This is a genomic window from Chromatiales bacterium 21-64-14 (assembly GCA_002255365.1).
Taxonomy (GTDB): Bacteria; Pseudomonadota; Gammaproteobacteria; order 21-64-14; family 21-64-14; genus 21-64-14.
Window position 1 is genome coordinate 1 of sequence record NCBI01000047.1, and the last position, 15,062, is coordinate 15,062.

Below are 15,062 nucleotides of genomic sequence, written 5' to 3' on the forward strand. Positions count from 1 at the left end.
AGGCGGACACCGCCTCGCCGTACCGGTCGAGGGCGAGCAGGGTGTTTCCCAGAAAAAACCATACCGCCGGGTCCGCCGGGGCGAGATCTGCTGCGCACCGAAGGCTGCCGTGCGCCTCCGCACACGCCCCGGTCTGCCCCTGCGCTTGTCCCAACAGATACCAGACCTCCGGGTCGCGGGGATAGCGCCGGCAGATCGGCTCGAGCAGCGCTCGCACCTCGGCAGCGCGACCGGCACTGAGCCACTCACGGGCCCTACGTTTCTTTCCCCTGAGCAGGGTGTTGGCGGCGGATCCCATTCGGGTTGCGGTCTGCTCGTGACGGTGTCCCGGATCCGGGTGGTCACCCTCCCGGGGCGTTTGGCCCGCCAAGGCTGCCTCGGCTAGGCGACGATGTCCAGCCTGCCTACTGCCTAAACCTCATCCAATGACGCATGAGCCCAAACGGACAAGGTCACTGACCTCTCGCGCGCCCAAGATGATCCGCCTCATCGCCCAGTTCCAGGCCACCGGGCGCATCACAGACCGGCGTGGCCCTTCGCCCGCCGCTACACCCCGAGGACATCCGGTTGGTCAACGAAGTTACCCAGTTCCAGTTCGTGGGCTCCGTTGCGCGTTCATCCGGACAAAACCTCTGAGTAGCCGTAACGTGCCAACTCGACGCCTAGCTTGGCCTCCAGCGCCGCGACCACTGACGCGGGCAGATCGTCCCGGTAAGCCCCCACACGCCCCTTGCGCACCACGTCATCACGCAGCGGTGGCAAATGGCCCGAACGGACAGCTTGCTCATCAAACAGGCGTGCCATGTTCGAGAACGAAGCATGAGCGATCACCTGCTCCAAAGCGGGTCGTGCAATTTCGATACCCAGGAATCGGAGCAGGCGCCCGACCTCACGTGACGGCGCCCGTAGCAAATCTTCGTAGCGTACCCGCATGCAGGCGGTGGACGATGGGGCGGTCGCATAGCTCTCGGTATGGCGCCGCGGATCGCTCGGCCAAACCCCACCACCCAGAAAGCGTTCGGCAAAGTCAGCGGGGCTGGGAAACGCGGAGAGTCTCTCAAAAAATAGCTGTGGTTTACGTCGACTGTACCAATAGTAAGACGCGGCGACATCACGCGGGTCGCGAATCAAATGGACTACTCTCCGATAGCGCGGATCCCACGGAAAGTGGGTCTTGATGATCCGCGGCCCCGGGGTCCCTCCGCGAAGGTCCGTGGCATGGACATCCGGCACCCGTGCCATCGCCGCCAAGCTTTGAGGCAACTTCTCAGTATCGCGAAGTTCTAAGGCGGTTGCGATCAGGAAGCGGACAAAATGGCTACCAGAGCGCGGATAAGACGCCAGAAAGACATCCTCTGGGTAGAACAGGTCCTCACAGAAGTAATACTGGGCGTATCCGGGACCAGCGCCATGGCCCACCGCCTTGATCAACTCCGGGGAATAATTCTCCATCGGCCACCTTGCCTGCGAGGCACTGCATCTACGATGGAGTGCGGGCACATCTGAAAAATCTCCGGACCACGCGCGTTCTCCGGGCGGCATCCCCAAACACGACAGTCAGTGTAGCGCCATGACGAGGTCCTCACCACTCCGAGATCAGCTGAATCACTACCGAATCCCGGGGAGGTCCTTGTGAACCGAACGGTCGCCTCGGGGCGCGGCGGATGCTGCACCCCGAGGCTTGGTTGAGAGCGAAAGCGGTGGACTTCTCTCCTTCCGGCAACCGGGAAATGACGTCGGTGCCTCCAGGGGCTGATGGCAGTTAATTCCATGTTCATCCCCCTCAACCGAGCCAAATCCACCACGCAAGCTCACGGTTAGACATGCGCGTGGAATCCACGGCTACGCAACGACGTTTTTGAGAGGAATGTGCAGGGAACGTCTCCAATCTCCACCAAATTGGACAATACGCATTTCGCGTTGCTATGATCGCGGCACCTCCCGGGGCATGGGGTGGCGAGATGCCCGAAACGGACCTGATCACGAACCGGGCAGGCGTGGACATAATCGGTGGCACCCATGACCAGGATCCTGGTCCTACACGGACCCAATCTGAACCTGCTGGGCGGGCGCGAGCCCGCCCACTACGGGTCGACGACGCTTGCCGAGATCGACGCCGGTCTGGCGACGGCGGGTCGGGCCGCGGGCCACGAGGTGGTGAGTTTCCAAAGCAACGCCGAACACGAGCTGGTCGAGCGCGTGCAGCGGGCACCTGCGGAGGGCGTGGCGTTTCTGATCCTCAACCCGGCCGCCTTCACCCATACCAGCGTTGCCCTGCGCGACGCGCTGTTGGCGGTCGGCATCCCGTTTATAGAAGTGCACCTCTCCAATGTCCACGCCCGGGAGCCGTTCCGTCACCATTCGCACTTCTCCGACATCGCCCTCGGAGTGATCACCGGGCTCGGCGCCCAGGGCTATGAACTGGCCTTGCAGGCGGCCATCGCGCACTTGGCCAAGCATCCCTGATCTCCACGGAACCGACTGATGGATATCCGAAAAGTAAAGAAACTCATCGAGCTGCTGGAGGAATCCAACCTCGCGGAACTGGAAATCCGTGAAGGGGAGGAATCGGTGCGCATCAGCCGTTATGGCCCGGTGCCGCCGGCGGACCCGCGCGCTGGCTATGCTACCTATATGGTGCCGCCTCCGGCGGCGGCGGGCACGCCGGGGGCAACGGCCCCAGTGGAAACCGCGGAAGACGCCCTGCCCAGTGGGCACGTCATCCATTCCCCCATGGTGGGGACCTTCTACCAGGCCCCCACGCCGGGGGCGAGTCCCTTCGTGCAGGTGGGTCAGTCGATCCAGGCCGGGGACGTGTTGTGCATCATCGAGGCCATGAAGATGCTGAACCAGATCGAGTCGGATGTGGCCGGGGTAATAAAGGCGATCGTGGGCGAGAACGGACAACCGGTGGAGTACGGCCAACCGTTGTTCGTGATCGCGTGACCATCGGACGCCTACCCGCCACCGGTCTGGACCGCTGCCCCCGTGGATACCGCCTTTTGTTCCAGCCCTATCCCTCCGGGTCGGCGGCCCGCACGCCGTGGCCTGAGCGGGGAACACCCCGTGCGTAGGCATCCTCCTTCGTTCAACCAACCTCGGGGCCGGGCACCCATGGCGGGCCCAACCGTAGGACGCCGCACCGCACACCACATGGGAACGCGGGTCCGGCCGGAATCCCCGCACCCTGCCCCAACGCCCTGGAACACGGGTAAGGAACACCATGTTGGATAAGATCGTCATCGCCAACCGCGGAGAGATCGCGCTGCGCATCCTGCGCGCGTGCCGGGAAATGGGCATCAAGACCGTCGCGGTCCATTCCACCGCGGACCGGGGACTCAAGCACGTGCTACTGGCAGACGAGTCGGTGTGCATCGGCCCGCCGCCCTCCGAGCAGAGTTACCTCAATATGCCCGCGCTGATCAGCGCCGCGGAGGTCACTGACGCGGTGGCGATCCACCCCGGCTACGGCTTCCTGTCGGAGAACGCCGATTTCGCGGAGCGGGTGGAGAGCAGCGGTTTCATCTTCATCGGCCCGCGGCCGGAAACCATCCGGCTGATGGGGGACAAGATCTCCGCGATCCGCGCCATGAAGGCGGCGGGCATCCCCTGTGTCCCGGGTTCCGACGGCCCTCTGGGGGACGACCCGGATACGAATATTGCCCTCGCGCAGGAGATCGGTTTCCCGGTGATCATCAAGGCCGCCGGCGGCGGGGGCGGGCGCGGCATGCGGGTGGTCCACGCCGAAGGCGCGCTGCTCAACGCGGTCTCCCTGACCCGCACCGAGGCTCAGACCGCCTTCGGCAATCCCGTGGTGTACATGGAAAAGTACCTGGAGACCCCGCGTCACGTCGAGTTCCAGGTACTCGCAGACACCCAGGGGGACGCCATCTACCTGGGGGAACGGGACTGTTCCCTCCAACGCCGCCATCAGAAGGTGATCGAAGAGGCGCCGGCCCCGGGCATCACCGATGTCCAGCGCAAGACCATCGGAGAACGCTGCGCGGAGGCGTGCCGCGCCATCGGCTACCGCGGTGCCGGGACCTTCGAGTTCCTGTACCAGGACGGGGAATTCTATTTCATCGAGATGAACACCCGCATCCAGGTGGAACACCCGGTCACCGAAATGGTGACCGGCGTAGACTTGGTGAAGGAGCAACTGCGGATCGCGGCGGGCGAGCCCTTGAGCCTCAAGCAGGACGCGGTGAAGATCCGCGGCCATGCGGTGGAATGCCGGATCTGCGCGGAGGACCCACGGCACTTCGTGCCCTCCCCGGGCACCATTACCCAGTTCCACGCACCGGGGGGGCCGGGGATACGGCTGGACTCGCATATCTACAACGGCTATACGGTGCCACCCTACTACGATTCCCTGATCGGCAAGCTCATCGCCCATGGCGACACCCGGGCCTCTGCCCTGGCGCGCATGCACACCGCCCTGACCGAGGTGGTGATCGAGGGGATCCGCACCAACGTGCCGCTGCTGCTCGACCTGATCAGCGACAGCGCCTTCGCCCGCGGCGGGGTCGACATCCACTATCTGGAGAAGAAGCTCGAAGCGTAAGGGGAAACCGGCGGCCGCGCCGGCGGTATACGCGCAGTCCGGTATGTGCGCGACGCCGCGGACCCTGCGTGCCGCGGGCGCGGCGGGCGTCGCAGTGGACCGCGCTGGCGGCGCGCATCGCCCATGGCGCCGCCGGCCGGTAGAATAGCGGGCTCATCCCAACGCGGCGGCGCCACGCCCCATGCCCTGGCTGCAACTGTCACTGGAACTGCCCGGCGAAGACCCGGATCGCCTCGCCGAGTGCCTGAGCGAGGCCGGAGCGGTGGCGGTTACCCTGGAACCCGAGGGCGCCGATCCACTCTATGAACCCGCGCCCGGCGCCACCCCGCTCTGGCCGCGTACCCGGGTGGTGGGCCTGTTCCCCGCACACACCGATGCGGAGGCGGTGGCCGGGCAACTGGCACGCGCCCTGAGCCGCACCTCCGTGGCACTCGACCGCGCCAGCCTGCCGGATCAGGATTGGGCGCGGGTCTGGCTCCGCGACTTCCGGCCCATGGGTTTCGGGAACCGCCTGTGGGTGTGCCCGCATGGCCAGACGCCACCGCAACCGGACGCGGTCGTGGTGTTCCTGGACCCGGGGCTGGCCTTCGGCACCGGCACCCACCCGAGCACCGCCTTATGCCTGGAGTGGCTGGACCAAACCACGGCGGACGCCGGCACGGTAATGGATTACGGATGCGGGTCGGGGATACTGGCCATCGCCGCCGCGAAGCTGGGGGCATCCCGGGTCTGGGCGGTGGACCACGATCCGCAGGCGCTGCAGGCCAGCGTCGACAACGCCCACCGCAACGGCGTCGCCGAGCGTCTGCGGGTCCTCGCGCCGGACACGCTGGATACTCAGATCGGTCCCACCACCGTGGACCGGTTGGTAGCCAACATCCTGGCGGAACCCCTCAAGGTTTTGGCACCCAGGTTCGCGGGCTACCTGCGGCCCGGCGGCGCCCTGGCCCTCGCCGGGGTGCTGGAGGAACAGGCCGAAGGGGTGATGCAGGCCTACCGTCCGTGGTTTACCATGGAGCCCCCGCGCCGCCGGGAGGGTTGGGTGTTGCTCAGGGGACGGCGCCAGGAATGAGGGATTCAATGGAATGGTTCGCGGTTCAGGTCCAGAGCGCGTCAGCGCTGGAGACTGGGGTCACCCGGCGCCGGGGCGCAACAGCGGCCGGGCACCGGTGAGCCACGGCCCCATGTTCACCCAGTGCACCCACTGCAAGTCCTATTACCGCATCCGCGCCATCACCCTGCGGGTCGGTCAGGGTCATGTGTTCTGCACCAGTTGCCGCCAGAATTTCAACGCACTGGAGCGGCTGCAGGAAGGCGACCCTGGGTTTCCGATCCTGGACGCCATCCCGGTAACCGAACCGGTGGCGGCACCTGCCGCCGACGCCGTCCCGGTCCCCGAAGCACCCGCGGTCGCGGATACGGATGTGACGGCCGCCATCCGCGCGCCGGAAACGAACCAACCGCCGGCGCCCGATGCGGACCTCGGTCCAAAGAATGCCGAACCCGAGGGGGCCCAGGACCAAGTCGCCGACCGCTGGGATTGGGAGGACCACTGGGAAGAGGCGCCCCTGGGGGATACCGCACCGGTATCCCCGGCACGGGCCCATTCCGCCCCCCCTCTGGAGGGCGATCTGGATGGCGCCGGGACCCCACCGCTGATCTGGGTGGAGATCCCGGTGCTGGAGGACGACGCGCCGGAGCCCCCATCCCGGGCGCCTGCGCCGACGCCGGGCGGGGCCCCGCCTGGTGCGGACCGGGCGACGGTCGAGCCGGATCCCGGCGCCGCCCTTGAACCGGCTGCTATTGAGCCCACCGCCGGGAACACCGCAGATGAGGACGCACGGGAGTTCATCCCGGCGGCACTCTGGGAGGATTTGGCGCCGCCCCGGCTCCGCACCCATTCCCCGGTAGCCACCGCCGCCTGGAGCGCGGGGATCCTACTGCTACTGGCCACGCTCCTGGGACAGTTCGTCTACTTTCAGAGCGCGAACCTGGTCTATTATCCGGGGCTGCGCCCCTGGCTGGAACCCTTCTGCCATCTCACCGGTTGCCGGGTACCATTGCCCAAGGTGCTGGCGGATTTCGATATCCTGGACCGCCGCGTGTACAACGATCCGACCCGGAAACATGCCCTGGTGATCTCGCTGATCGTGCAGAACGATGCCGCCTTCCGGCAGGCTTACCCTTACCTGCAGGTACGGTTCTTCGATTTGGCGGGGCAAGCCGTCGCCCTGCGCCGGTTTGCGCCCGGTCAGTACCTGCCCCAGGGCATCGATCCACACGCCGGCATCGGGCCCCACGGTTCCGTGCCGGTGGTCCTGGAGGTGGAGGATCCCGGGCAAGAAGCGGTGGCCTATGACTTCGACTTCCGTTGAGGCGGTGGGTCGTCCGCCATTGCGGCGGCGCTTTGCGGACCCCCGCCATTACAGTTAAGATGTGACCCTTTCGCCACACCAGCCTCGTGAACCTCCGCTGCGCTCGCTCTGGGCCTAGACGAGGTCCGCAGCGCCGGCTGGAACGCGAAGACGCGTTGCCCCGATTTCGAGATCCAAGTGAAGCGACCTATGAAAAACCGGCCAAGGTCGGCGCGTTCTGCCCCCAATGCGGCGCCCCGGTCCGCGGCCGGCGGGGCACCTTGCCTGCTGCGTGTCCTGCCGGCGTTCTGCCGCCATCCGTGCCGGTGCGACGCACACCGGCACGAAACCCGGGCGTGACCTTCTAAATGCGCATCGGACCCTACCCGCTACCCAACCAGACCGTCCTTGCGCCCATGGCCGGGGTCACGGACCGCCCGTTCCGGCAACTGTGCCGGGAACTGGGCGCCGGCTTGGCGGTATCCGAGATGATGACCGCCGATGCCCGGCTATGGGGCAGCACCAAGACGCGCCGGCGCGCGGATCACGACGGAGAATCGGCACCGGTGGCGGTGCAGCTGGCGGGTGCCGACCCCGCCAGCCTGGCGGAAGCGGCGCGGCGCAACGTCGACCACGGCGCCCAGATCATCGACCTCAACATGGGTTGCCCCGCGAAGAAGGTATGCAACGCCTGGTGCGGATCGGCCCTGCTCCAGGACGAGGTCCTGGTGGCGCGGATCCTGGAGGCAGTGGTCACCGCGGTGGATGTGCCGGTGACCCTCAAGATCCGCACCGGTTGGGATCGCACCCATCGCAACGCGGTGCGGATCGCGCGCATCGCCGAGCAATCCGGGGTGCAGGCCCTGGCGGTCCACGGCCGCACCCGCGCCGACGCCTTCCAGGGCATGGCGGAGTACGCCACGATCCGGGACGTGAAGGCCGCAGTCACCCTGCCGGTGATCGTCAACGGCGACATCGCCACCCCGGAACAGGCGCGTGCGGTATTGGAATTTACCGGGGCGGACGCCGTGATGATCGGCCGCGCCGCGCAGGGGCGGCCGTGGATCTTCCGGGAGATCGCGCATTACCTGCGCACCGGGGAACGGCTGCCGGCACCGGCGCCGGAGCAGATCGGCCGCTGGCTGCTACGGCATCTGCACGAGCTCTATAGCTTCTATGGGGAGTACACCGGCCTGCGCGTGGCACGGCGCCACATCGCCTGGTACGCCCGGGCCCAAGCCGGCAGCGGGGAATTCCGTGCCCGCGTCAACCAAGTGGACACCGTTGGGGCGCAACTCGATCTGGTGACCCGTCATTTCGAACGCCGGTGTGACGCCGAGGTCCGGGCCGCATGAGCACCCCCGCCGAGGACATCCCCGCCCTGCCCCAGAAGCCGTTGCGGGACTGCGTGCGCACGGCCCTGGAGCGCTACTTCCGCGACCTGGACGGCTACGAACCCGGGGATCTGTACCGCTTGGTCCTGGAACAGGTGGAACGCCCGCTGCTGGAAGTGGTGATGCACCATACCGGCGACAACCAGACCCGCGCCGCCGCGATACTGGGCCTGAACCGTACCACCTTGCGCAAGAAACTCCGGGAACACGGACTCGACTGAAACCGCCGGTGTGGACCGTCAGTTGCACCGTAGCATGGGCAGCCCGCGCAGCGATGGTTTCGGGCGCACGATCGGAGCGGATCCGCCCGGGTTGAACCCACGCGGCGCAGCAATCCCATGATACCGGCATCCACCCTGGCGCGGCCCGGACCTGCGCGCCGGCACCCCGGACCACAAGCAGCAGGAGTCTCTTGAAATGACGATCCGCCGTGCATTGATCAGCGTCTCCGACAAGACCGGCGTGGCGGAATTCGCCCGCGCGTTGGCGGAGGCCGGGGTCGCGCTGCTCTCCACCGGCGGCACCGCGCGCCTGCTGACGGATGCGGGGATCCCGGTGCAGGAGGTATCCGACTACACCGGCTTCCCGGAACTGATGGACGGGCGTTTGAAGACCCTGCACCCCAAGATTCACGGCGGCATCCTGGGCCGGCGCGGGACGGACGACGGGGCCATGGCCAACCATGACATTCAGCCCATCGACTTGGTGGTAGTGAACCTGTATCCCTTCGAGCAAACGGTGGCACGCGTCGGCTGCACGCTGGAAGACGCCATCGAGCACATCGACATCGGCGGGCCCACGCTGCTGCGCGCCGCGGCCAAGAACCACACCGCTGTCACCGTGGTGGTGGATCCCGCCGACTATGCGCGGGTACTGGACGAGATGGCGCACCACGGCGGCGCGGTGTCCGGCGCCACCCGTTCCCGACTCGCGGCCGCCGCCTTCGCCCATACCGCGCATTACGACGGCGCCATCGCCGGTTATTTGGGCGCGCGCCTCACGGAGGACGGCGGCACGGGCTTCCCGCCTTCCCTGCACCTGGACTTTATCAAGGCCCAGGACATGCGCTACGGGGAGAATCCGCACCAGAAGGCCAGCTTCTACCGCGAGTACCAGCTTACGGAGGCATCGGTGGCCGGCGCCCGCCAGATTCAGGGCAAGGCCCTTTCCTACAACAATGTGGCGGACACCGACGCGGCCCTCGAATGCGTGAAGTCCTTTGACGACCCCGCCTGCGTAATCGTCAAGCACGCCAATCCGTGCGGCGTGGCGTTGGCGCCGAACCCCCTGATGGCCTACGAACGCGCCTACCAGACCGATCCAACCTCGGCGTTCGGCGGCATCATCGCCTTCAACCGTCCAGTGGACGGCGACACCGCCCACGCCATCGTCCAGCGCCAGTTTGTTGAGGTGATCATCGCGCCGCAGTTCACCGAGGCGGCGTTGCGGGCCCTGAACACCAAGCCCAATGTGCGGGTGCTGGCGTGCGGCGAGCTGCGCGCGGAATCCACGCCGGCCCTGGACTTCAAGCGCGTGACCGGAGGCCTGTTGGTGCAGGAGCGCGACATCGGCATGGTGCGGCCCGCGGACCTCCGGGTGGTGACCCGGCGCGCGCCCGGTGAGACGGAACTGGCGGACCTGCTATTCGCTTGGCGGGTCGCGAAGTTCGTCAAGTCCAACGCTATCGTCTACGCCCGCGACCGCCAGACCATCGGCGTAGGCGCCGGACAGATGAGCCGCGTGGTGTCGGCGCGCATCGCGGGACTCAAGGCGGCGGACGAGGGCCTGCGGGTGGAGGATTCGGTGATGGCCTCCGATGCCTTCTTCCCGTTCCGGGACGGCATCGACGCGGCGCACGCGGCCGGTATCCGCGCCGTGATCCAGCCCGGGGGTTCGGTCCGCGACGCGGAGGTCATCGGCGCCGCCGACGAGCACGCCATGGCCATGGTATTCACCGGCATGCGCCACTTCCGCCACTGATCGGGTGGCAGCCGCCGGGCCATGCACGCACCCGCAACGGTGGTGCCGGCGCGCCACGGCCCGCTGCGCCGCGCGTCATGGCAGTCACGCTGGGCCAGCGCGGCAATGGACAATCCGCCACTATTCTTGTCAGACCATGAACCCACACCACCGAAGGTAACGCAATGAAGGTACTGGTAGTAGGCGGCGGGGGCCGGGAGCACGCCCTGGCCTGGAAACTGGCACAGTCGCCGCGGGTGGATCAGGTGTTGGTGGCGCCGGGCAACGCCGGCACCGCTCGCGAACCCAAGGTCCGCAACGCGGCGGTCGGCCCCGCGGACATCGACGGCCTGCTGGACCTCGCCCGCTCGGAACGGGTAGCGCTCACCGTTGTGGGTCCGGAGGATCCCCTGACCGCGGGGATCGTGGACACGTTCGAGGATGCGGGACTGCGCTGCTTCGGCCCGCGCCGCGCGGCGGCGGAACTGGAAGGCTCCAAGGCCTATGCCAAGGAATTTCTCGCCCGCCACCGGATCCCCACCGCCCGCTACGCGACCTTCACCGATCCGCACGCCGCCGCGGCCCATATCCGCCGTCAGGGCGCACCCATCGTGGTCAAGGCCGACGGACTCGCCGCTGGCAAGGGGGTCACGGTCGCGCGCACGGTGGAAGAAGCGCAGGCGGCGGCGCACGCCATGCTGGAGGGCGGCGCGTTCGGCGCCGCGGGCCGGCGCGTGGTGGTGGAAGAATTCCTGGAGGGAGAAGAAGCCAGCTTTATCTGCCTGGTAGACGGAACCCATGTCCTCCCGCTCGCCTCCTCCCAAGACCACAAGGCCCGCGACGCAGGCGACACCGGCCCCAACACCGGCGGGATGGGCGCGTATTCCCCCGCGCCGGTGATCACCCCCGCGGTCCATGACCGCATCCTGCGCGAGGTGATCCAGCCCACGGTGCACGGCTTGGCCGCCGAGGGCCGGCCCTATACCGGATTCCTATACGCCGGGGTGATCCTGGGCGCGGATGGCGTCGCGCGGGTGCTGGAATACAACGTGCGCTTCGGGGACCCGGAGACCCAGCCGATCCTGCTGCGGCTGCGCTCGGACCTCAGCGTGCTGATCGAGGCCGCGCTGGACGGTCGCTTGGATCAGGTGCAGGCCGAGTGGGACCCGCGCACCGCCCTCGGCGTGGTGCTCGCGGCCGGCGGTTATCCGGGCGACTACCGCACCGGCGACGTGATCCACGGGGTGCCGCCGGCCGACGCGCCCGACACCAAGGTGTTCCACGCCGGCACCGCCCTGCGCGACGGACAGCTGGTCACCAGCGGCGGGCGGGTGTTGTGCGTATGCGCGCTCGGGGCATCGGTGCGCGCGGCGCGCGACCAAGCCTACGGGGTCGTTGAACAGATCCAGTGGGAAGGGCGGTACTACCGCAACGACATCGGGCACCAGGCCCTGCACCGCCCGGACTGACTGCGCCCGTCACCAACGCCCGAGCCCGCATGGCGCTTACTTACAGCACCAGCGCAATCCCCGGATTCCGGCCCGCGGCCTGCATCCGGGCTACCCAAGCACCAGGTGTTGCAACCAAGCAAAAGAACACTCGACAAGGTTTTTGAGAGAATTTTGGATTATCGTGCCCCACGTCGGCACGTCTTCTTGCGCGGCGTGTAACCGCTCAGAACCGCCCTCTGCGCCGTTCTGATTGTCTGCCTGCGCCTACCCGATCGTCGCCGAATTATTCTATCGCCGTAGCGGCGCTCTTCCGAGAAACAGCGGCATGGCATCTTGCGCTAAAAATCTCGAAACATCGTGGGTGCATGATCCCGCAAGGCGACGATGGATCGCCCACAACAGAAGTTGGTACCGAGGGTCGGAATCGAACCGACACGGTGTCGCCACCACCAGATTTTGAGAATGGTGGGGCACTTAGCCAGTTCTTATTAAACAATGACTTGCACGCAGCCATTTGCCAACTCCTGCCTCAATCACATCCCAACCTATTTCAGCCTACCCCACTCTGGCACAAATCTGGCTCACGGCGGGGCGATGATTTGGTGAGTTTTCCATCGGCCGATTAGGCTCATTCGCTTGTATGGTTGAATAAATCGTCGTTAATCACTATGATTATTTACAAATCATTATGATCGAAATCTAAGGAAGAGGTCCAAATGACGACCAAAGTGCTGACCGCCCATGTCCCATTGCAGCTGGTCGAAAAAGTCGATCAGCTGGCCACCCGCCTGGAACGTTCGCGTGGCTGGATCATCAAGCAGGCCTTATCGGCTTGGATTGAACAAGAGGAAGAACGGCGTCGCTTGACACTGGAGGCGCTGGCAGATGTCGATGCCGGACGCGTCATCGACCACCAGGCGGTACAAGCGTGGGCGGAGAGTCTAAACACGGATCACCCACAGCCTGCGCCGCAGGCATGAAATTGAAATGGGCCAGCAAGGCGCTTACGGATCTTGTGCGACTCCACGAATTCTTGGTGCCCGTCAATCCCCCGGCCGCTGCGCGCACCGTGGAATCGCTGAGCGCCGCGCCAGTCCGGTTGCTTGAAAATCCGCGCATAGGCGAAAAGCTCGATGAATTCGAGCCACGCGAGGTGCGCCGTATTCTCGTCGGTCGCTACGAGATGCGCTATGAAATTCAGGAATCCACCGTCTACGTGCTACGCCTGTGGCATACGCGTGAAGATCGATGACGGTGCTGTTTAGCCTGCTTTAATGCGTTGTAACTATTCAGCAAAAAACACTTGACAACGTTTTTGAGAGAATTTTGGATTATCGTGTTCCACGTCGGCACGTCTTCTTGCGCGGCGTGTAACCGCCCAGAACCGCCCTCTGCGCCGTTCTGATTGTCTGCGCCTACCCGATCGTCGCCGAATCATTTTATCGCCGTAGCGGCGCTCTCCGGGCGCAAATTCCGCGTTATAGTAGCGCCTGGTTCGGCTAGACGGGCGACGTGGTTTGAAACTCAAGGACATCGACATCGGGGCTATGCTCGCCCAACTCCGACAACAGCTTGATGATGGGAAGGAGTTGTCGCCCGTGCTGCGCTCGACCATTGAGATGCTGCTGGTCATCGTGACCTTGCTGGTGAACCGGTTGGGTTTGAACAGCCGCAATAGCAGCACACCGCCGTCGAGCGATCCGAATCGTAAGCGCAAATAGAAACAGCCCAGCGACAAAAAAGCAGGGGGACAAAACGGTCACCAGGGCTCGACGCTCAAACAGGTCGACACTCCCGATGAGATCAAAGTCATTCGACTCGACAAACGCACCCTGCCGCGGGGGCATTACCACGACGTCGGGTTTGAGTCACGCCAGGCCGTCGATATCAAGATTTCCACCGTCGTTACGGAATACCGGGCGCAGATCCTGTAGGATGCCCAGGGCAAGCGCTACGTGGCGCCGTTTCCGGCGCAGGTAACGCGGCCAATACAGTATGGGACGAAGCTTAAAGCGCATGCGGTGTATATGTCGCAGTTCCAGCTCATTCCTTACGAGCGCATCCAGGATCACTTTCGTGATCAGGTGAACCTGGCGCTGAGCGCGGGGACGCTCTATAACTTCAACGCCCAGGCGCACGAAATGCTGGAAACGTTCGATGCCCTCGCCGCCGACACACTTGCCGGTTCCCCGCTGATGCATGCCGATGAAACCGGCGTGAACGTCAACGGCAAAACGATCTGGTTGCACTCGGCGTCCAATAACCGATGGACACATTTTCGCGTCCATGCGAAGCGGGGTACCGCGGCCATAGACGACATCGGCATTGTGCCGCGCTTCAATGGCATTCTTTGCCATGACCACTGAAAACCCTACTTCACCTACGCTTGTACCCATGCGCTAAGTAATGCGCACCATTTGCGAGAGCTGGAACGTGCCTGGGAGCAGGATCATCAGGCCTGCGCGCAGCGGATGAAAGCGCTGCTGGAGGAGATCAACGTCGCGGTGCATACCGCCGGTGGCCAACTCACACCCGAGGCGGCGCACGCGTACCGGGCCACGTACCGCCAAGTCTTGGCGGAGGCGCAGAGCGAGTGTCCACCGCCCGAGCCCAGGCCCACCGGGAAACGGGGGCGCCAGAAACGCTCTAAAGCGAGAAACCTGCTGGAGCGCTTAATCCACTATGAAGATGACGTCTTGCGCTTCATGGAGAACCTGATCGTCCCGTTTACCAACAATCAGGGTGAGAACGATCTGCGCATGACCAAAGTGCAGCAGAAGATCTCCGGCTGCTTTCGCTCCCTGGAAGGCGCCCAGATGTTCTGCCGCATTCGCGGCTATCTTTCAACCTGCCGGAAACACGGCGTGAGCGCCAGCGAGGCGCTCACGCTGCTCTTTCAGGGGGAAATGCCAGCATTCGTTGGGCAGGCCGCTGAATAGTTACGCTATTTTTTTACGACACGGAGTTACGACAAGGACCATTCGCACTAGCCCGCATCTCTCACCGGTATTCGTCGCGCGGGGGCCGAGGCGTTGCCAGGACGATGGCACACGGACCGCAGCGCGCCAAAGGCGTAGCCGGTACTACGTCGCGGTGGGTGTGGGAGCACGCACCGCCCTGGAGAAGGCGACGGCGGCTACAACCGAAGCCCGGTCGAGAAATGCGCGGCGGCACTGGTACCGAACCGCGCGATCACGGCCGCGCCGCACCGTCGGCACCGCCGCCCAACCACGCCCGGGTTGCAGGCAGGAAATGCACCAGCCCCTCCAGCACGCCCGCCCCGTAACAGCCGTTCATGCCCAGAAAACCGCCACGGGCCAGATACAGGCGATCGGCGGTG

13 protein-coding genes and 1 pseudogene are annotated in these 15,062 nt (G+C 65.5%); 12 read left to right on the forward strand and 2 right to left on the reverse strand.

Features of this window, described 5'->3' with window-relative positions:
* Together B7Z66_14060 and B7Z66_14065 are read right to left on the reverse strand one after the other, a co-directional pair.
* On the reverse strand, positions 1-298 hold a 298-nt coding region (locus B7Z66_14060), incomplete at its 3' end, for a hypothetical protein (GenBank protein OYV75116.1).
* 317 nt (positions 299-615) lie between these two features.
* Positions 616-1,542 carry a hypothetical protein gene (locus B7Z66_14065; GenBank protein OYV75117.1) on the reverse strand — a complete coding sequence of 309 codons (927 nt, stop codon included), beginning with the start codon at positions 1,540-1,542 and terminating at the stop codon, positions 616-618.
* A 477-nt stretch (positions 1,543-2,019) separates the two neighbouring features.
* Here B7Z66_14065 and B7Z66_14070 point away from each other — a divergent pair, with 477 nt between their 5' ends.
* The 12 genes and pseudogenes from B7Z66_14070 to B7Z66_14125 all read left to right on the forward strand — a co-directional run bounded on the left by B7Z66_14070 (position 2,020) and on the right by B7Z66_14125 (position 14,661).
* The gene (locus B7Z66_14070; protein OYV75118.1) at positions 2,020-2,466 is read left to right on the forward strand and encodes a type II 3-dehydroquinate dehydratase; all 447 of its coding nucleotides are present in this window, start codon (positions 2,020-2,022) and stop codon (positions 2,464-2,466) included.
* A gap of 18 nt (positions 2,467-2,484) precedes the next feature.
* Positions 2,485-2,946: an acetyl-CoA carboxylase, biotin carboxyl carrier protein gene (locus B7Z66_14075; GenBank protein ID OYV75119.1), complete on the forward strand. Its 462-nt coding sequence runs from the start codon at positions 2,485-2,487 to the stop codon at positions 2,944-2,946.
* 277 nt (positions 2,947-3,223) lie between these two features.
* Positions 3,224-4,564: an acetyl-CoA carboxylase biotin carboxylase subunit gene (locus tag B7Z66_14080; protein OYV75120.1), complete on the forward strand. Its 1,341-nt coding sequence runs from the start codon at positions 3,224-3,226 to the stop codon at positions 4,562-4,564.
* Positions 4,565-4,745: 181 nt separating this feature from the next.
* On the forward strand, positions 4,746-5,636 hold the full coding sequence (locus B7Z66_14085) for a ribosomal protein L11 methyltransferase (protein OYV75121.1): 891 nt from the start codon (positions 4,746-4,748) through the stop codon (positions 5,634-5,636).
* A gap of 13 nt (positions 5,637-5,649) precedes the next feature.
* Positions 5,650-6,939 (forward strand): hypothetical protein, encoded by a 1,290-nt coding sequence (locus B7Z66_14090; protein ID OYV75122.1) that lies wholly within the window; start codon positions 5,650-5,652, stop codon positions 6,937-6,939.
* Positions 6,940-7,286: 347 nt separating this feature from the next.
* Complete coding sequence (locus tag B7Z66_14095; protein ID OYV75123.1) at positions 7,287-8,273, forward strand: tRNA dihydrouridine synthase DusB; 987 nt, start codon at positions 7,287-7,289, stop codon at positions 8,271-8,273.
* Entirely contained in the window at positions 8,270-8,533 is a 264-nt protein-coding gene (locus B7Z66_14100) for a Fis family transcriptional regulator (protein ID OYV75124.1), read from the forward strand. Before B7Z66_14095 ends, B7Z66_14100 begins: the two co-directional genes overlap by 4 nt.
* Positions 8,534-8,729: 196 nt before the next feature.
* The gene (locus B7Z66_14105) at positions 8,730-10,292 is read left to right on the forward strand and encodes a bifunctional phosphoribosylaminoimidazolecarboxamide formyltransferase/IMP cyclohydrolase (protein OYV75125.1); all 1,563 of its coding nucleotides are present in this window, start codon (positions 8,730-8,732) and stop codon (positions 10,290-10,292) included.
* A gap of 164 nt (positions 10,293-10,456) precedes the next feature.
* The gene (locus B7Z66_14110) at positions 10,457-11,740 is read left to right on the forward strand and encodes a phosphoribosylamine--glycine ligase (GenBank protein OYV75126.1); all 1,284 of its coding nucleotides are present in this window, start codon (positions 10,457-10,459) and stop codon (positions 11,738-11,740) included.
* Between the two features lie 698 nt (positions 11,741-12,438).
* The gene (locus B7Z66_14115; protein ID OYV75127.1) at positions 12,439-12,702 is read left to right on the forward strand and encodes a CopG family transcriptional regulator; all 264 of its coding nucleotides are present in this window, start codon (positions 12,439-12,441) and stop codon (positions 12,700-12,702) included.
* Positions 12,699-12,974 (forward strand): plasmid stabilization protein, encoded by a 276-nt coding sequence (locus B7Z66_14120; protein OYV75128.1) that lies wholly within the window; start codon positions 12,699-12,701, stop codon positions 12,972-12,974. Before B7Z66_14115 ends, B7Z66_14120 begins: the two co-directional genes overlap by 4 nt.
* 265 nt (positions 12,975-13,239) lie before the next feature.
* Positions 13,240-14,661, forward strand: a pseudogene (locus tag B7Z66_14125) (IS66 family transposase).
* Positions 14,662-15,062 lie beyond the last annotated feature (401 nt).

Bases quoted from the DNA above. Each gene is read 5' to 3' on its own strand.
- B7Z66_14100 (OYV75124.1), top strand. From the start codon at position 8,270: ATGAGCACCCCCGCCGAGGACATCCCCGCCCTGCCCCAGAAGCCGTTG.
- B7Z66_14115 (OYV75127.1), top strand. From the start codon at position 12,439: ATGACGACCAAAGTGCTGACCGCCCATGTCCCATTGCAGCTGGTCGAA.
- B7Z66_14080 (OYV75120.1), top strand. From the start codon at position 3,224: ATGTTGGATAAGATCGTCATCGCCAACCGCGGAGAGATCGCGCTGCGC.
- B7Z66_14090 (OYV75122.1), top strand. From the start codon at position 5,650: ATGGTTCGCGGTTCAGGTCCAGAGCGCGTCAGCGCTGGAGACTGGGGT.
- B7Z66_14110 (OYV75126.1), top strand. From the start codon at position 10,457: ATGAAGGTACTGGTAGTAGGCGGCGGGGGCCGGGAGCACGCCCTGGCC.
- B7Z66_14120 (OYV75128.1), top strand. From the start codon at position 12,699: ATGAAATTGAAATGGGCCAGCAAGGCGCTTACGGATCTTGTGCGACTC.
- B7Z66_14070 (OYV75118.1), top strand. From the start codon at position 2,020: ATGACCAGGATCCTGGTCCTACACGGACCCAATCTGAACCTGCTGGGC.
- B7Z66_14105 (OYV75125.1), top strand. From the start codon at position 8,730: ATGACGATCCGCCGTGCATTGATCAGCGTCTCCGACAAGACCGGCGTG.
- B7Z66_14075 (OYV75119.1), top strand. From the start codon at position 2,485: ATGGATATCCGAAAAGTAAAGAAACTCATCGAGCTGCTGGAGGAATCC.
- B7Z66_14085 (OYV75121.1), top strand. From the start codon at position 4,746: ATGCCCTGGCTGCAACTGTCACTGGAACTGCCCGGCGAAGACCCGGAT.
- B7Z66_14065 (OYV75117.1), bottom strand. From the start codon at position 1,542: ATGCCGCCCGGAGAACGCGCGTGGTCCGGAGATTTTTCAGATGTGCCC.
- B7Z66_14095 (OYV75123.1), top strand. From the start codon at position 7,287: ATGCGCATCGGACCCTACCCGCTACCCAACCAGACCGTCCTTGCGCCC.